The organism is Mycetocola sp. JXN-3 (assembly GCF_014522285.1).
Classification (GTDB): Bacteria; Actinomycetota; Actinomycetes; order Actinomycetales; family Microbacteriaceae; genus Mycetocola; species Mycetocola saprophilus.
Genome location: NZ_CP041635.1, coordinates 810,537 through 825,154 on the forward strand (window position 1 = coordinate 810,537; position 14,618 = coordinate 825,154).

General features: G+C 67.0%; 13 protein-coding genes. 9 read left to right on the plus strand and 4 right to left on the minus strand.

All coding sequences use genetic code 11. The features are described 5' to 3' along the window. Positions 1–11: 11 nt before the first annotated feature. Genes C7C57_RS03710 through C7C57_RS03720 form a run of 3 tightly spaced genes read right to left on the minus strand, consistent with a single transcriptional unit; the run spans position 12 to position 3,124 of the window. Positions 12–872 (minus strand): carbohydrate ABC transporter permease, encoded by an 861-nt coding sequence (locus tag C7C57_RS03710; protein WP_187977630.1) that lies wholly within the window; start codon positions 870–872, stop codon positions 12–14. Then, positions 872–1,786, minus strand: coding sequence for a carbohydrate ABC transporter permease (locus C7C57_RS03715; protein WP_030148301.1), 915 nt, complete (start codon positions 1,784–1,786; stop codon positions 872–874). The genes C7C57_RS03710 and C7C57_RS03715 overlap by 1 nt, the downstream gene beginning before the upstream one ends. A gap of 18 nt (positions 1,787–1,804) precedes the next feature. Further along, positions 1,805–3,124 carry an ABC transporter substrate-binding protein gene (locus C7C57_RS03720; protein ID WP_370581429.1) on the minus strand — a complete coding sequence of 440 codons (1,320 nt, stop codon included), beginning with the start codon at positions 3,122–3,124 and terminating at the stop codon, positions 1,805–1,807. Positions 3,125–3,241: 117 nt separating this feature from the next. Between C7C57_RS03720 and C7C57_RS03725 the strand changes: the two genes are divergently transcribed. From C7C57_RS03725 to C7C57_RS03740, 4 genes are all read left to right on the plus strand, one after another. Beyond that, positions 3,242–4,483, plus strand: a complete 1,242-nt coding sequence (locus tag C7C57_RS03725; protein ID WP_187977632.1) for an ROK family protein — start codon at positions 3,242–3,244, stop codon at positions 4,481–4,483. Positions 4,484–4,603: 120 nt separating this feature from the next. Then, entirely contained in the window at positions 4,604–7,459 is a 2,856-nt protein-coding gene (locus C7C57_RS03730) for a hypothetical protein (protein WP_187977633.1), read from the plus strand. After that, positions 7,456–8,304: a helix-turn-helix domain-containing protein gene (locus C7C57_RS03735; protein ID WP_187977634.1), complete on the plus strand. Its 849-nt coding sequence runs from the start codon at positions 7,456–7,458 to the stop codon at positions 8,302–8,304. Before C7C57_RS03730 ends, C7C57_RS03735 begins: the two co-directional genes overlap by 4 nt. Further along, the gene (locus tag C7C57_RS03740; RefSeq protein ID WP_187977635.1) at positions 8,297–8,680 is read left to right on the plus strand and encodes a hypothetical protein; all 384 of its coding nucleotides are present in this window, start codon (positions 8,297–8,299) and stop codon (positions 8,678–8,680) included. Before C7C57_RS03735 ends, C7C57_RS03740 begins: the two co-directional genes overlap by 8 nt. Here C7C57_RS03740 and C7C57_RS03745 read toward each other — a convergent pair. Then, on the minus strand, positions 8,677–9,666 hold the full coding sequence (locus tag C7C57_RS03745) for a zinc-binding dehydrogenase (RefSeq protein WP_187977636.1): 990 nt from the start codon (positions 9,664–9,666) through the stop codon (positions 8,677–8,679). The two genes, C7C57_RS03740 and C7C57_RS03745, sit on opposite strands and share 4 nt — an antisense overlap. An 85-nt stretch (positions 9,667–9,751) precedes the next feature. Here C7C57_RS03745 and C7C57_RS03750 point away from each other — a divergent pair, with 85 nt between their 5' ends. The 5 genes from C7C57_RS03750 to C7C57_RS03770 all read left to right on the plus strand — a co-directional run bounded on the left by C7C57_RS03750 (position 9,752) and on the right by C7C57_RS03770 (position 14,617). After that, complete coding sequence (locus tag C7C57_RS03750; RefSeq protein ID WP_187977637.1) at positions 9,752–10,417, plus strand: TetR family transcriptional regulator; 666 nt, start codon at positions 9,752–9,754, stop codon at positions 10,415–10,417. Between the two features lie 144 nt (positions 10,418–10,561). Next, entirely contained in the window at positions 10,562–11,608 is a 1,047-nt protein-coding gene (locus C7C57_RS03755; protein WP_030148306.1) for an iron ABC transporter permease, read from the plus strand. Then, on the plus strand, positions 11,605–12,666 hold the full coding sequence (locus C7C57_RS03760) for an iron chelate uptake ABC transporter family permease subunit (RefSeq protein WP_223144784.1): 1,062 nt from the start codon (positions 11,605–11,607) through the stop codon (positions 12,664–12,666). The genes C7C57_RS03755 and C7C57_RS03760 overlap by 4 nt, the downstream gene beginning before the upstream one ends. Before the next feature lie 3 nt (positions 12,667–12,669). Then, positions 12,670–13,518 (plus strand): ABC transporter ATP-binding protein, encoded by an 849-nt coding sequence (locus C7C57_RS03765; RefSeq protein WP_187977638.1) that lies wholly within the window; start codon positions 12,670–12,672, stop codon positions 13,516–13,518. Positions 13,519–13,585: 67 nt separating this feature from the next. Then, complete coding sequence (locus C7C57_RS03770; RefSeq protein WP_187977639.1) at positions 13,586–14,617, plus strand: iron-siderophore ABC transporter substrate-binding protein; 1,032 nt, start codon at positions 13,586–13,588, stop codon at positions 14,615–14,617. The last annotated feature ends 1 nt before the right edge of the window (position 14,618 follow it).

The window sequence follows — 14,618 nt, forward strand, 5'->3', positions numbered from 1 at the left end:
CGGTTGAACGGTTAGCCCTTGACCGCGCCCTGGGTCACGCCCGCCATCACCCAGCGCTGGGTGAAGAGGTAGACGATGATCGCCGGGGCCATGGCCATCAGGTAGGAGGCAAAGGACACGTTGTAGTTGTTGCTGAACTGGGTTTGGAAGATCGACTGGACCACCGGGAGGGTCTGCATCGCCGGATCCGAGGTGATCAGCGAGGGCATCATGAAGTCGTTCCACGAGGCGAGGAACGCGAAGATGCCCACGGTTGCGCTCATCGGGGCCAGCAACGGGAAGATCAGCTTCCAGAAGACCTGGGAGGTCGAGGCACCGTCGATCCGAGCGCTCTCCTCGAGCTCGATCGGAATCGAGCGCAGGAACGCGGTAAACAGCAGCACGCTGAAGCTCAGCTGGAACATGATGTGCAGGATCGCGACCCCCACCGGGTTATCCAGTCCGGCAAATCCGGTCAGCTGGATCTGCGGCAGCGCGAGCACCGGGAAGGGCAGGAACATCGCAGCCAGCAGGTAAAAGAAGGACCAGCGGAAGAACTTCCGGTCCCAGTTGCGGGCGATCGCGAAGGAGGCAAACGCCGCCAGCAGGATCGTTCCGGCCACTGTGAGCGCGGTCACAAACACCGAGACTGCAAACGCCTGGGGCACGTTGGTGAGGTTCCACGCCTGAACAAATCCGTCCACGCTCCACGGTGCCGGCAGCGAGAACACGTTGCCGTCCACCGCCTGGCTGGTGGTTTTGAAGGCGGTGACGATGGTGACATAGAGCGGGATGATCACGGTCACCGCACACAGCAGCAGGATGATCGTGGTGGACCAGCGTGGGCGTTCGGTGCCAATCCTGCCGGATCGACGCGGGGTCAGGGGGGTCATTAGAAGGTGTTCCTTCCCCGGGTGATCCGCAGTTGGATCAGCGAAATGAGGATGACGATGACAAAGAAGATCGTCGCGTTGGCCATCTGGTAGGCGTAGTCGCCGCCGGTGAAGCCGGTGACGATGGTCATCGCGATCGAGCGGGTCGAGGTGCCCGGGCCGCCGCCGGTCAGACCGAAGATGATGTCGTAGGCGTTGAGGAAGTTCTTGAAGCCGAGGATCACGTTGATGACCACGTACCCGGCCACCAGCGGCAGGGTGATCCGCCGCAGCTGCTGCCAGCGGCCGGCACCGTCGAGGTCCGCGGCCTCATAGACCTCGGTGGGGATGGCCAGCAGACCGGCGATGTAGATCAGCAGGGTGCCGGGGATCGCCTGCCAGGCGGTGACGATCACGATGGCGATCCAGGCGAGATCGGGGTTGGCGAGCAGACTCGTGGAGAGCACATCGATGCCCAGCGCCGATCCCAGCGCGGGCAGCGCGTTGGAGAACAGGAAGTTGAACACAAACGCGATGATGATGCCCGAGATGACCATCGGCACCACAAACACCGTGCGCAGGGTGGTCTTCAGCCGGATCTTCCCGGTCAGCCCCACCGCGAGTAGGAACGCCAGCGCGTTGACCAGGATCACCGTGACCAGCGCAAAGCCGAAGGTGAAGAGGTAGCTCTGCAGGATCGCCGGGTCGCCGAAGGCGGCCACATAGTTGGTGAAGCCGATGAACTTCCAGTCGCCAAACCCGATCGAGTTGGTGAAGCTGGAGACGATGCCGATGATCGCCGGGAGGGTGATTGCCAGGCTGAACAGGACCAGCGTGGGAACCAGGAACAGGTAGTAGACGCCCTCGACCCGACGGCGCGAGCGCGGGGGCCTGGGCACCGGAGCGCCGGTGTTGATCAACGTCGTTGTTGCCATGATGTTGTCTCCTTGTCCCTAGCGGCGAAGGGCCAGCCGGGCCCAGTCTGCGTCGAGCGTGGCCAGGGTGCTCTTCGGATCGGCACCCAGCACGATCCCCTGCACGTAGTTTTCGGTGGGGATCGTCAGCGGGATCGCCTTGGACGCCCCCTGGTAGAAGGCGGCGCGGTCGTAGTACTCGCGCATGCCCACGATGCGGGGATCGGTGACCGGGGCCGCATCGGTGGTGGTGCCGTAGCCGAGGAATTTGGCGTTATAGTCGTCAATCACGCTCGGCTGGAACAGGTAGCTGAGGAATTCGCGGGCAGCCTTTTGATGCTTGGACGCCTCGGGGATCCAGGCGGCGAGGTCGATGTTGACCCGCACCTTCAGATCCTGGGGATTATCGGTCATCGGCAGTGGGAAGGTCCCCAACTGAAGATCGGGGGACGTCTTGGCGATCTCGCCGAGCGCCCACGGCCCCTGGAAGTACATCGCCGCCTTGCCCTGGGCGAAGGCGAGGTTGCCGTCACCGTAGCCCTTGGCGGCCGCGTCCTTATTAGTGGACTTCTGGGCGATTTCCTGCATCCGCTGGGTGGGTTCCAGCAGGGTCTTCTGGAACGAGACCGCCGAGTGCGGGCCCACATCGGTGCCCTCCCTGTTCAGCCCGGCGTAGAAGTCGGCCACGTTGACCATGCCGCCCACCGCATAGTCGAACCATCCCTGGGCCACGGTCCAGGGATCCTTGAAGGTGCCGTAGATCGGGGTGATCCCGGCTGCGGTGAGCTTCTCGCAGGCCGCCTGGAACTCCGCCCAGGTCTGCGGAATCGCGATGCCCTGCTCGGCAAAGATCTGCTTGTTGTAGATAACCGAGGCGGCCATGACAGAGTAGGGGAGCACACTCGTGCGGCCCCGGTAGGTCGCGTACTGGTCCACCAGTTTTTGCACGTCGGGCAGGATGCGTGAGGCCTCGGGCATGTCCCCGAGATCGCTCAGCGCCCCGCGCTCCATGAACCGCGACATCTCCATGTTGTAGTTCAGGAGCCCGAGGTCCGGCGGATTGCCGCGCAGGAAGCCGGCTTGCAGATTAGCCGAGGTGTCGAGTGTGACGTGAATCCTGTTCTGCTCGGCGTTATAGGTTTTCACCAGCTCGCGGAAGTAGGGGATCGCCTCGGGCTTGGAGAGGTAGAAGCGAACGTTTTCGGGGCCGGTGGGGGCGCATCCGCTGAGTACCCCGGCGGCCACCGCCAGCGCGAGCGCACCGGTCAGGAGTCGGCGTCGCCGCCGGGATCGTGGGGGAGCACCGGCCGCTGCGGATGCGTCGGTACTTCGCGTATTTCGGGGAGTAAAGAGAGGCACGTCATTGTCCTTCCGAGTTCCCGGGAGCGGGAACGATGTTGATCCACTGAATAAATTTAGGAACCAAATCAACTTGAGGTAGAGCATAATAGGGGGAATATCGAAAGGTCAAGCATCGTGACGAGATCCCCAGCTCCCGCCGCAACGCAGCAGCGAGCGAGCCTCCAAGCCGTCCTGGAATACGCCTGGGACGCCGACATCTTCACCGCGACCGACGCCGTGGAGGCCACCGGGCTGACCCGGTCGACCTCGATCGAGGTGATCGAGCTGCTGATCGAGCGCGGGCTGCTGTGCGAGCTGGATAACGCCCGTGTCGCCGGGGAGTATCGCAAGGGGCGTCCCTCACGCAGGTTCGCGTTCTATGCCGACCGCAGCGTACTGATCGGGGTGGATGCCGGTAGATCCCACCTCACCGTGCGCGCGACCAATCTGCGCGGGGTCCTGCTTGCCCAGACCACCCGGCGTCTCGATCCGAGCCACGAGAGCGCCGCCGAGCGTCGCGCCGAGATCGACTCGGCCATTGCGGACACCCTGGTCGAGGCCGGGCGTGAGCGCGCCGACATCCTCTCGATTTGCGCCGGAGTGCCCGCGCCGGTGGATGCGCTGGGGCGCTCGCCGGAGCACCGCGAGGGATTCTGGCAGCGGATGAACCCCGATCTGCCCGAGCTGCTGGGGGAGTGGGCCCCCATCGTCCGGGTGGAAAACGATGCGTCCCTCGCCGCACTCGCCGAAGGGGGCATCGGGCGGGCGCAGGGATGCGAGGACTACATCACCCTGCTGGCCGGAGACCGCCTGGGCTCGGGGGTTGTGCTCGCCGGGCGCCTGCTGCGCGGGGCGCACGGGGGTGTGGGGGAAACCGTGGCGTTTGACCACGTGCCCGAGGTAGGCGGTGCCTACGGTGTGGGCTCGCGCATTCTCGAGTGGGCCGAGGAGGGGTGGGACCAGCTGCCCGCCGATCATCCGCTGGTTCCGGCCGGGATCGAGGGACTCAGCGCCCGGGCCATCCTGGATCAGGCCGAGGCCGGGGATGCCTGGTCGCAGGCGATCGTGAACCGCGCCGGACACCTCCTGGCCCGGGTCGCCGCGGTGCTGGGAAGCTTGTTCAATCCGGCGCTGATCATCGTCTCGGGGTCGATCGCCGATGTGATCGAACCGGTCCTGGTGATCGCCAGGGAATCCCTCGCTGATCAGCTGGATCTTCCCGCCCCGGAGCTCGCGGCCTCGGACCTCGGTGCCGACGTGGTGGTGCTCGGGGCGGTATCGGGGGCGCTGAGGTCTGCACGAGCCGGGGTGCTCGCGGTGGTGCCGGCGGCCGAGCGAATTCCCGCCGCTGCGGAGGCCCCCGCCACTAATAGATAGCAATAGTTATGAAATAGCCTGGCCTGGCCACTAATCTGGTGATGCCCACCTCGGATTACCCGCCGAGACCCATGACTGCTCCGCGCCTCGGTACGGAGTTGAGGCTGCTTCAGGAGTTTCGTGAAAAACCCGCTCGCGTTTGTGCTGTCGTTGACCCTGCTGTTTGGCGGGACCGTGGCCCTCGGTTCCCTGGCCGCACCGAGCGCCGAGGCGGCCCCGGCCGCGGTCGCCGCGGCCGCACCCACGCTCGTGGTCGACGCCCTGCCCGTGAGCTTCCCCTATGGGCAGACCCCGGACATCACCGTGCGCCTCACCGGCGTTCCCGATGCCCTGGCGGATGCCGATTTCACCCTGGACGTGGACCTCTGGGGTAGCGGCGAGAGCGTACGAAAGTGGTCCACACCGGTGCGCGGCGACCGGGCTCTGAGCCTGAATCTGCCCCCGAACCTGCCGTATAAGCCCTATCAGCTGCGCTGGCGCGTGATCAGCCCGAACGAGCAGATCGTGGCGAACTTCACCCCGCCGAATCGCGACTTCCGGGTGGTCGGATCCACGATCGACCTCAAACTCACCGGGCTCGCGGCGAACCATCCGCTGGGCACCCCGATCACCGGAACCGTGGAGACCGCGCGTGTCCCGGTGGGGGATCGCAGCATCTCCGTCTCCCTGCTCAAGACAACCGGTGGCGTGGGAAGTAGCGTCACCAAGACGGTGGTTCCCGGATCGAAGCGACAGATCGAGGTGACCGCCGCGCAGAAGATGACCTTCTCCTTCGAAGACCTGGGCGAGCTGCCGGTGGGGCGCTATGACGTCTCGGTGCAGTTCCCGCAGACCGACGGGGTTCAGCCGGCCAGTACGCTGAATCCCACCCTGATCTATGCGCCGCCGATCTCGATCACCCCGATCCAGGTGCCGAACTATGTGTACGGTGCCGATGCGATGGCGAAGCTGCGGATCAACGGTGTCGAGGCAACCATGCGAATCGACGCGCTGAATGAGCGCGGCAACGTCTGGGGGACCACCTACCGCGATCCGGTCATGGACAATACCGAGTTCTATGTGCCGATGCCCCCGAATCTGGAGCCGGGAAACTACACGCTGAGGCTCTCCTTCTTTGACTCGAAGCTGAAAAACGAGAGTCCGATTGCGCCCGTTCCGTTCACCGTGGCGAAGATCCCCACCACGCTGACCCTGGGCGGGGGCCGTGACACGTTCGCGAGCGAGATCGCGACCCTGAGCGCCACGCTCGCCGGGGGCGAGGGCAACGTGTTCCTCGACATCACCGAACCCGACGGCCGGGTGCGCACGGTGCCGGCGCAGAAGATCACGGATGGGGGAAGCGCGGTATACGGCTTTGAGGTGACCAAGCCCGGCGCTCATCGGGTGGTCGCGCGCTATGCCGGAGATCGCCTGCACATGGAGGCGCTGAGTGCCCCGCAGATTCTCAACGTGCTGCCGCGTCCGCTGACGCTCTCGGTGGATCCGGCCTCCCAGAACCTGGACCAGGCCAATGCGTTCCGCGTGCAGGTTCGTGACGTGCGTGATCCGGGGGCCGGTCCCGCCGGTCGCCTGAGCTATACGGTTACGCCGCCTATCGGGCTCCCGTACTCGGGCAGTATCTATGTGATTGCCGGGGGAGTGATGATTCCGCTGCCCGCGGGGGTCACCGGGGACTTCGGGGTCGAGCTGATGATGCCCGAGGACGGACGCAACGCCGCGGTCAGCCTGTCCACCACGGTTTCGGTCAGGCCGATTCCCGTGACGCTCGCCCCGAGGATCGAGGGTGAACTGCGCTACGGTGGTGGATCGGCGAGGATCATCACGCGCGAAACCAGCCTGTTCCAGCGCGAGCACCGCACCCACACCCTGGAAATCGACGGCGTTGCCGGACCGAGCTGGAACCAGACCGATGCGGGTGGCACCGAGGTGTCCAGCGACATCGAGCTACCCGAAAATCTGAGCGTGGGCGAGCACACGCTGCGGGTCATCAGTGCCGCGGATGCGCGCTTCACCCGCTCGGTCAGCGAGCCGCTGACCTTGACCGTGCACCCGGGGATCGCGCTGCCCCGCGCGGTGTTTGAGCCATCCGGCGAGCTGGATTCGGTGGGATCCCTGCGCGTGGAGGTGGGACTCGACGGCGAGGCCACGGACCCGATTGAGGGATCGATCGAGGTGCGGGTGGGGGCGCCGAAGGCGGAGGAACCGGGCACACCGGCCTCGTCCGCCGGGGACAAGGCTGCCACCGCCGAGTCGGCGGGCGGCGCGGCCGATTCCTCCGCGGACCGAGACCCGTTTGTGCTGACCGGCACCCTGGAAAACGGGCGTTTGACGGTAGACCTGCCGGCCGATCTTCCCGAGGGTATCCTGCCCGTCTCGGTGCGGTATCTCGGATCCGAAAACGTCGCCCCCGCACGCACCGAGCTCTCGCTGCTGAGCTTTGCCGACCCCGGCCAGCCGGTGCCCGAGGACACCGGGATCACCGTGGGAATCGGGGCTCCGCGCCTGCACCCGGGGGATCGTCAGACGCTTCGGTTGAGCGGCCTGCCCGCGAACTCGGCCGCCGCCGCGGTGCTGTTCAGCGACGCCCGCAAGCTGGGAACCGTGCACGTGGATGAGGACGGCATCGGCACCCTGACCTTCCCCATCCCCGCCGATCTGTCCCTGGGTACCCACCGCGTGGAGGTGCGCACCGAGGTGGGCATCTTCGCCGCCGCGTTCGCGGTGGAGGCCCCGGTGATCATCGAGCCGACGCCGTCTCCCGAGCCGAGTCTCGCACCCGGCACCTCGCCCGCTCAGCCGGGTGAACCGACGACGTCGCCCCTTTTGGGTGCCGCCCCCGACCGGGCCGCGCTCCCGGGGACCGGAACCTCACCCGGACTTGCCGCGCTGCTGGGGCTCGCCCTGGTGGGTACGGGACTCGTGGTTGGCACCCTCCTGCGTCGGCGCCGTCATGGGCCTACTAGCATGGGGGCATGACCACCCGCGCGAACCCCGGATCGGCCCGGTCGCCCCGGCGTTCGCGCGACGCCGTGGTGCGCCCCACGCCCCCGCAGGCCCGGCCCGAGGAGATCGACTTCAGCATCGCCGGGCAGGCGGAGGTCACGCCGTATCCGATCGAGTGGGAGCCGCACACCCATCCCATCCACGAGCTGCTGTGGGTGCGTTCGGGGGTGATGACCACCGGGATCGGCCGCGAGCGCTACACGCTGCCCCGCAATATCGGGATCTGGATTCCCGCCGGAATCGAGCATCACGGCCGGGTCAGTGGGGGCGCGGAGTTTCAGGCGAGCTTCTTCAATCCGGAAACCAGCACGTTCAATCCGCGGGTTCCCGTGTGTGTGGAAATCACTCCGCTGCTACATGAACTCCTGGTGCACCTCGCCCAGGAGAACCTCGGTTCGGCGCAGCGCGAGCGTGCCGAAGGCCTGGTGTTTGACCTGCTCGCGCCCACCGCGATCCCGCTGAATCTACCGATGCCCGAGGACGAGCGCCTGCGCCCGATCGCCGAGGCCCTGCTTGCCGATCCCGCCGATCCGCGCGGCATCGAGGACTGGGCACTCGCCCTGGACTGCAGCGCCCGCACCCTCGCCCGGGCCTTCGAATCCGAGCTGGATCAGACCTTCGGATCCTGGCGTCAGCAGGCCCGGGTGCACGCGGCGCTCGGCCCGCTGAGCGACGGGGTCAGCGTGGCCGAGGCTGCGTCGAGCGTGGGTTATCACAACGCCAGCTCGTTTATCGCGGTATTCGATCGGATCATGGGCACCACACCGGGTCGCTACCGCGGCGCCCGGCCCGCCCGGAACGGAATCGCGAATGAGTAACCGCAACACCCTGATCATCGACGGTGACCTGCTGCGTGTGCGGCCCCGCGGCCTGGACCGTTTCTGGTGCTTCCGCCGCGAACTCGCGGTCCCGCTGGCCTCGATCCGCGAGGTGCGGGTGCTGCCCAAGAAGGGCGTGGCCCGCGGACTGCGCACGCTCGGCATGGACGTGGGATTCAAGATCTCCGGGACCTACTATGCCGAGGGATCCGTGAACTTCTGGAACTATCGCGCCGGAGGTCCGCTGCTGGCGATCACCCTCGCCCCCGCTCAGGAGGGATTCACCCACCTGTTCCTGTCGGTGGGGGATACGAAAGAGCTGCGCGAGCGGATCGAAAAAGCCCGCGCAGCCCACCCCTCGGCCGCGGATAATTAGCGCGGGCGGGTGCTGAGGACCAGGCGTCCGGCCACCTCGCGGCTTTCCATCCGGCGATGCGCCTCGGTCGCCGCCGAGAGGGGCAGAACCTCAACCTCGACGTCACCGAGTCCCGCGGCCACCGCCGCGCGCGCGGCTTCGAGAGCCGGGCGAATCAGGTGCGGGTGGGTGGGCAGGTAGGCACCGGAGTTGAATCCGGAAACGGTGATGCTGCGCAGCCACAACTGGTTGCTGTCGAGCGAGTGATCCCACTGTTCGCTTGCGTTCCCGGCGAGAATGATGCGCCCGCCGGGGTTCAGGAGGTCGAGGCTTGCGGTGCGCACCTCGCCGCCCACGGCGTCGATGATCACATCAAACTTTTCCCCCGCCAGCTCGGCGAGGAGATGGGCCGAGTCGATGATCCGGTCATAGGGCAGGGTGCTGGCCCGGGCCGCGTCCAGCTTGGACGCGCGCACGGAGCCAATCACCTCGGCGGCACCGAGCGTCTGGGCGATCCCGGGGAAGGCTGCGGCAAAACCGCCCAGCGCGCCGTGCACCAGCACGCGCTCGCCCGCGGTCAGGTGCGCCACGGCGGTGAGGGCGGCGTGGGCCATCGCCGCATTGGGGATGACCGAGACGGCGAGGGCGGGGTCGATATCGAAGCCCTCGATCGACACCACCGAGGTCGCGGCGGCCAGATAGATTTCGGCGTATCCGCCGGTGCCCCCGCGAGACATGGAGACCACACGCTCGCCCACGCGGAAGGCGGTAACACCCTCGCCCAGGGCGCGCACGGTTCCGGTGACCTCGAGCCCGGGGATGAATGCCGGCTGCGGCATTCCGGGGACGTCCTTGTACAGTCCCTGGCGAACAAAAACGTCGATCAGACCCACCGCCGCATGGGTCACGTCGATCGAAATCTCCCCGGGGCCGGGCTGGGGATCGGGCAGCTCGGAGAGTTGGAGAACGTCGGGGGTTCCGAAGGCCGTGGCCTGTACCGCACGCATGATGACACCTTTCGATTTAACGCACCTAGTGATGCGTTAAGTACGATAACACATAATGCATCATGATGTGCGTTAAGATGAGTGCATGACCGTCCAGCGTGCAAGATCCAGCGATGCCAAGGCGCGGCGCGCCGAAGACCTGCTCGACGCCGCCGAATCCCTGGCGCTAGAGCTGGGGGGAGTGCGTCACGTCACCCTGGCTCCGGTTACCGAGCGGGCGGGCCTTCATCGCACCGCGGTACGCCGCTACTTCGAGAGCAAGGAGGAGCTGCTGCTCGAACTGGCCGAACGGGGCTGGAAGCAGTGGCGCGAATCCGTTGATCGGGCGCTTGAGGGCAGGGGTGGTCTCGATGCGCGCGCGGTCGCCGACGTGATCACCGACACGCTCACCGCACTGCCGATCTTCTGCGACTGTCTCACCCATGTGGCCCTCAGCCTCGAAGGGGATGTCTCGATCGAGCGCGCCCGCCGCTTCAAGCACAATGCCTTCATTCAGCACGACGCACTGGTGGTCGCGTTGACCGATGCCAGCGTCCTCTCCGTCGAGGTGGTGACCGCGCTGGTTCCCGCAGCCTCGGCGCTGGCTGCGAGCCTGTGGCAGGTATCGCACCCGAGTCCGTCGCTTGCCGAGCTCTATGTGCAGGAACCGCAGTGGGGGCATATCGCCTATGATTTTGAGCCGCGACTGCGCGTCCTGGTTGAGGCCATGGCAATCGGGTTGTCCGAAACGCTGCCGCGCCGAGCGGAATAGTCTCGGCCCGCCGCCGGTGTCCGAACTGCCGGATCCGGTGTCAGTCTTTGGTGATTGCGTCATGAATTGACCGCCTATAGCCTTGAAGTTAGGTAAGGCTGGGCTGAATTCGCGCCCGGTCATCGAAAGACAAGAGATCCCCGCATGAGCGCACTTCCGGTGCCCCGTGCCGCGAAAAGCGCGCACGGCACCCTCAGATCGGCACGCTCGCGTACCCTCATCCTGATTCTCGGAATCATCATCCTGGTGCTGCTGGCGGCGCTGAGCCTGTTTGTCGGTTCGGGGCGGCTCAGCGTCGCCCAGACCTGGGCCGCGCTCACCGGGGGACAGGTGGACGCGACCGGAATCATCGTGCGCGACTATCGCGTTCCGCGCACCATCCTGGCGCTGATCGTCGGGGCCGGACTCGGTGCCAGCGGCGCGCTGATCCAGGCGATCACCCGCAATCCGCTCGCCGACCCCGGCATCCTCGGGGTCAACGCCGGGTCCTACCTGTGTGTGGTCATCGGTGCCGCGTTCTTTGGCGCGGGCGGCACGCTCGGCCAGGTGTGGTGGGCGCTCGGCGGGGCGCTGGTCACCAGCGTCGCGGTGTATCTGATCGGGACCGCCGGACGCCACGGCGCCAGCCCGGTCCAACTCGTTCTGACCGGTGTCGCGCTCGGGGCGATCTTCACCGGCATCAGCTCGGCGATCACCCTACTCACCCCCGAGGCCTTCGACAAGCTGCGCTTCTGGGCCGCCGGATCCCTGCAGGGCCGCCAGATGGACACCGTGATCGCCGTCGCGCCCTTCCTTGTTCTGGGACTTCTGATCGCGCTCACCCTGTCCTCCTCGCTCAACGCACTCGCCCTCGGCGACGAGGTTGCCCGCTCGCTGGGAACCCGGGTCGCGCTGCTGCGCGCCGTCTCGATCATCGTGATCACCGTGCTCTGCGGGGCCTCCACGGCCGCCGTCGGCCCGATCGGGTTCCTCGGGCTGATGGCCCCGCATGCGGTGCGCTCGCTGGTGGGACCGGACCAGCGCTGGGTCATTCCGCTGAGCATGATCGGCGCGCCCATCATCTTCCTCGCCGCCGACATGATTGGCCGCGTGCTGGTGCAGTCGGAGCTGCCGGTGGGGATCGTCACCGCGTTCCTCGGAGCCCCGATCCTGATCTGGCTCGTGCGCCGAAAGGAGGCGAAGGGACTGTGAGCCCGGCACCCATTGCCCCCACCCTGCGCGCCTCGGGTGAGCGCGTTGTCCGCGTGCGCGGCCTGAGCCTGCGCATCCACCGCCGCTCGTTCTGGGTCGGCCTCGTCTGCCTGATTGTCGCCCTCGGCGCGGCCGGCTACTCGCTCACCATCGGCGATCTGCCGCTGTCCCTCGGCGACGTCTGGGCGGCGCTCACCGGCCACGCCGATCCGGGAACCACTCGGATCGTGCTGGACTGGCGCCTCCCGCGCGTGCTGATGGCACTCTTCGGCGGAATCGCCCTGGCGATGAGCGGCGCGGTGTTCCAAACCCTCACCGGCAACCCGCTCGGCAGCCCCGACATCATCGGCTTCAACACCGGGGCGTCTACCGGCGCGCTGCTCTCGATGCTCGTGATCGGCGGCGGATCCACCGGGACCACCGTGGGCGCGCTGATCGGCGGCACCGCAACCGGCGCGCTGGTCTACCTGCTGGCGCTGCGCCACGGTCTGCACGGATACCGACTGATCGTGATCGGCATCGGGGTCAGCGCGATGCTCGGGGCGATCAACTCCTATCTGATGATCACCGTTAAACTCGAGGCCGCGATCACCGCCCAGGTGTGGGGTGCGGGCTCGCTCAATACGATCCGCTGGATCGATCTGACCCCCACCATCCTGATCACCGTGATCTGCCTTCCGCCGCTGCTCGCGCTCTGGCGTCAGGCGGGCATGCTGGGCCTCGGCGTGGAGACCGCCTCGGGACGCGGCGTGAACATCAAACTTCTCCGGGTCGCGCTGCTTGGGCTCGGCGTGGTGTTGACCGCCGCCGTCACCGCGGTGGCCGGACCGATCGCGTTTGTCGCGCTGGTCGCCCCGCAGATCGCGCTGCGACTTTGCCGCGGCCCCGGTATCCCGCTGCTGCCCACCGCGTTCCTCGGGGCCGCCCTCCTCGTCATCAGCGATCTGGTCGCCCGTACCCTGCTCGCCCCGGTCCAGCTCCCGGTCGGCGTGGTCACCGTAGTGCTCGGCGGCGGATACCTCGTCTGGATGCTGATCTCCCGTCTGCGAAAGGCCTAACCCATGGCACCCGAATCCACCCTCGAAGCCGTTGCCCTGCGGGTTGGCTATGGCCAGAACCCGATCCTGCCCGAGCTCAGCGTCACCATTCCGCCGGGATCGTTCACGGTGATCGTGGGACCCAATGCGTGCGGGAAGTCCACGCTGCTGAAGTCGCTCGCCCGGATCCTCCCGGTCGAGTCCGGCCGGGTGCTGCTGGACGGCGCGGACATCAAGGCGCTGCGGACCAAGGAGCTGGCGCGCCGGGTGGGACTGCTGCCGCAGTCTTCGGTGGCCCCCGAGGCGATCACCGTGATCGACCTGGTGTCGCGGGGGCGGCATCCGCACCAGGGTGTGTTCAGGCAGTGGTCCGCCGAGGACGAGGCGAAGGTTGCCCGCGCGCTGGAGGACACCGGACTGACCGACCTGGCCTCGGCCACCGTGGACCGGCTTTCCGGCGGGCAGCGCCAGCGCGTGTGGATCGCGATGGTCCTCGCCCAGGACACCCCGATCGTGCTGCTGGATGAGCCCACGACCTTCCTCGACCTGGCCCACCAGATCGAGGTCCTGGAGCTGTGCGCCCGGCTGCACCGCGACGGCCGCACCCTGGTTGCCGTGCTGCACGACCTCAACCAGGCCGCCCGCTATGCGACGCATCTGATCGCGCTGCATGAGGGCCAGATCGTCGCCGAGGGTGCCCCGGCCGTGGTCCTGACCGAGGAAACCGTCGAGCGGGTCTTCGGGGTGCGTGCCCGGATCATCCCCGATCCCGAAACCGGAACCCCGCTGATCGTGCCGCGGGCGCAGGGGGCGGTCGCTTCCTCCGCAGGCACCGGCACCGGAACCTCCGTTCCCGAACCCGAACACATCTGATCCGCGCCCAATCCGCGCTCACCCCTAGCCTTTCCCGTCCGAACCATTCCCGAGAGAAAGAGGAATCATGTCCCGTACCTCCCTGGTGCGTCGCACCCTGACCGCCCTGGCGGCGCTCACCGTGGCCGGGCTCGCGCTGACCGCGTGTGCCACCGGCGAAAACGTGGGTGACAAACCCGCCTCCGGCGACCTCCTCGCCTCGGTGGACACCAACTTTGGCAAGATCGACATCCCCAAGCCCAAGGACGGCAAGCAGCTGCGCGTCGTGGCGCTGGGCTGGTCCGACGGCGAGGTGGCACTCTCGCTCGGCGTGAAGCCGGTGGCAATCTACGACTGGCAGTCTTTCGGCGAGAAGAACAAGGGGGTGGGTCCCTGGGCCACCGCCGAGTTCGGGAAGGACACCCCGGTGCTGATCCCGCGCACCGACGCAACCCTCAACTACGAGCAGATCCAGTCCCTCAACCCCGATGTGATCCTCAACGTGCGGGCGGCCCTGGACGAGAAGGTGTGGCAGCGGCTGAACGAGATCGCCCCGACCGTGAGCGCCGTCAAGGGTACCCCGGACTACGCGGTCAAGTGGACCGATCACACCCGGATGATCGCCAAGGTACTGGGCAAGGAGAAGGAGGGCGAAACCCTGATCAAGGGCCTCGAGGACAAGATTGCCACCATCCGCAGCGAGCACCCCGAGTTTGCCGGAATGACCTTCACCTCGGGCTCAAAGTTCGGTGACGCCTACGGTGCCAGCCTGCCCGGCGACGCCCGCTTCGACCTGTACGGCGACCTCGGGTTTGTGCTGAACCCGACCATCAAGGCGCTGCCCGCGCAGGGATTCTACGCCCCGGTCTCGGTTGAGCAGGTTCCGGCGATGGACGCGGACACCGCGGTCCTCACCACGATCGGTTACCCGCTGCAGGCCATCAAGGATGACGCGCTGATCCAGGCGCTGCCGATGGTCAAGGACGGCCGCGCGATCTTCGCCGACCCCGAGGGCATCGTCATGGCCGGATCCAGCGCCGGGACCATCCGCGCGCTCGAACTGACCCTGGATGAGGTCGTCCCGCAGCTGGCCGACTCGGTCGCCAAGCTCGGTAAGTAAC

Coding starts and splice junctions, on each gene's coding strand:
- C7C57_RS03755 (WP_030148306.1), top strand. CDS start 10,562: ATGAGCGCACTTCCGGTGCCCCGTGCCGCGAAAAGCGCGCACGGCACC.
- C7C57_RS03770 (WP_187977639.1), top strand. CDS start 13,586: ATGTCCCGTACCTCCCTGGTGCGTCGCACCCTGACCGCCCTGGCGGCG.
- C7C57_RS03745 (WP_187977636.1), bottom strand. CDS start 9,666: ATGCGTGCGGTACAGGCCACGGCCTTCGGAACCCCCGACGTTCTCCAA.
- C7C57_RS03740 (WP_187977635.1), top strand. CDS start 8,297: ATGAGTAACCGCAACACCCTGATCATCGACGGTGACCTGCTGCGTGTG.
- C7C57_RS03715 (WP_030148301.1), bottom strand. CDS start 1,786: ATGGCAACAACGACGTTGATCAACACCGGCGCTCCGGTGCCCAGGCCC.
- C7C57_RS03750 (WP_187977637.1), top strand. CDS start 9,752: ATGACCGTCCAGCGTGCAAGATCCAGCGATGCCAAGGCGCGGCGCGCC.
- C7C57_RS03765 (WP_187977638.1), top strand. CDS start 12,670: ATGGCACCCGAATCCACCCTCGAAGCCGTTGCCCTGCGGGTTGGCTAT.
- C7C57_RS03710 (WP_187977630.1), bottom strand. CDS start 872: ATGACCCCCCTGACCCCGCGTCGATCCGGCAGGATTGGCACCGAACGC.
- C7C57_RS03735 (WP_187977634.1), top strand. CDS start 7,456: ATGACCACCCGCGCGAACCCCGGATCGGCCCGGTCGCCCCGGCGTTCG.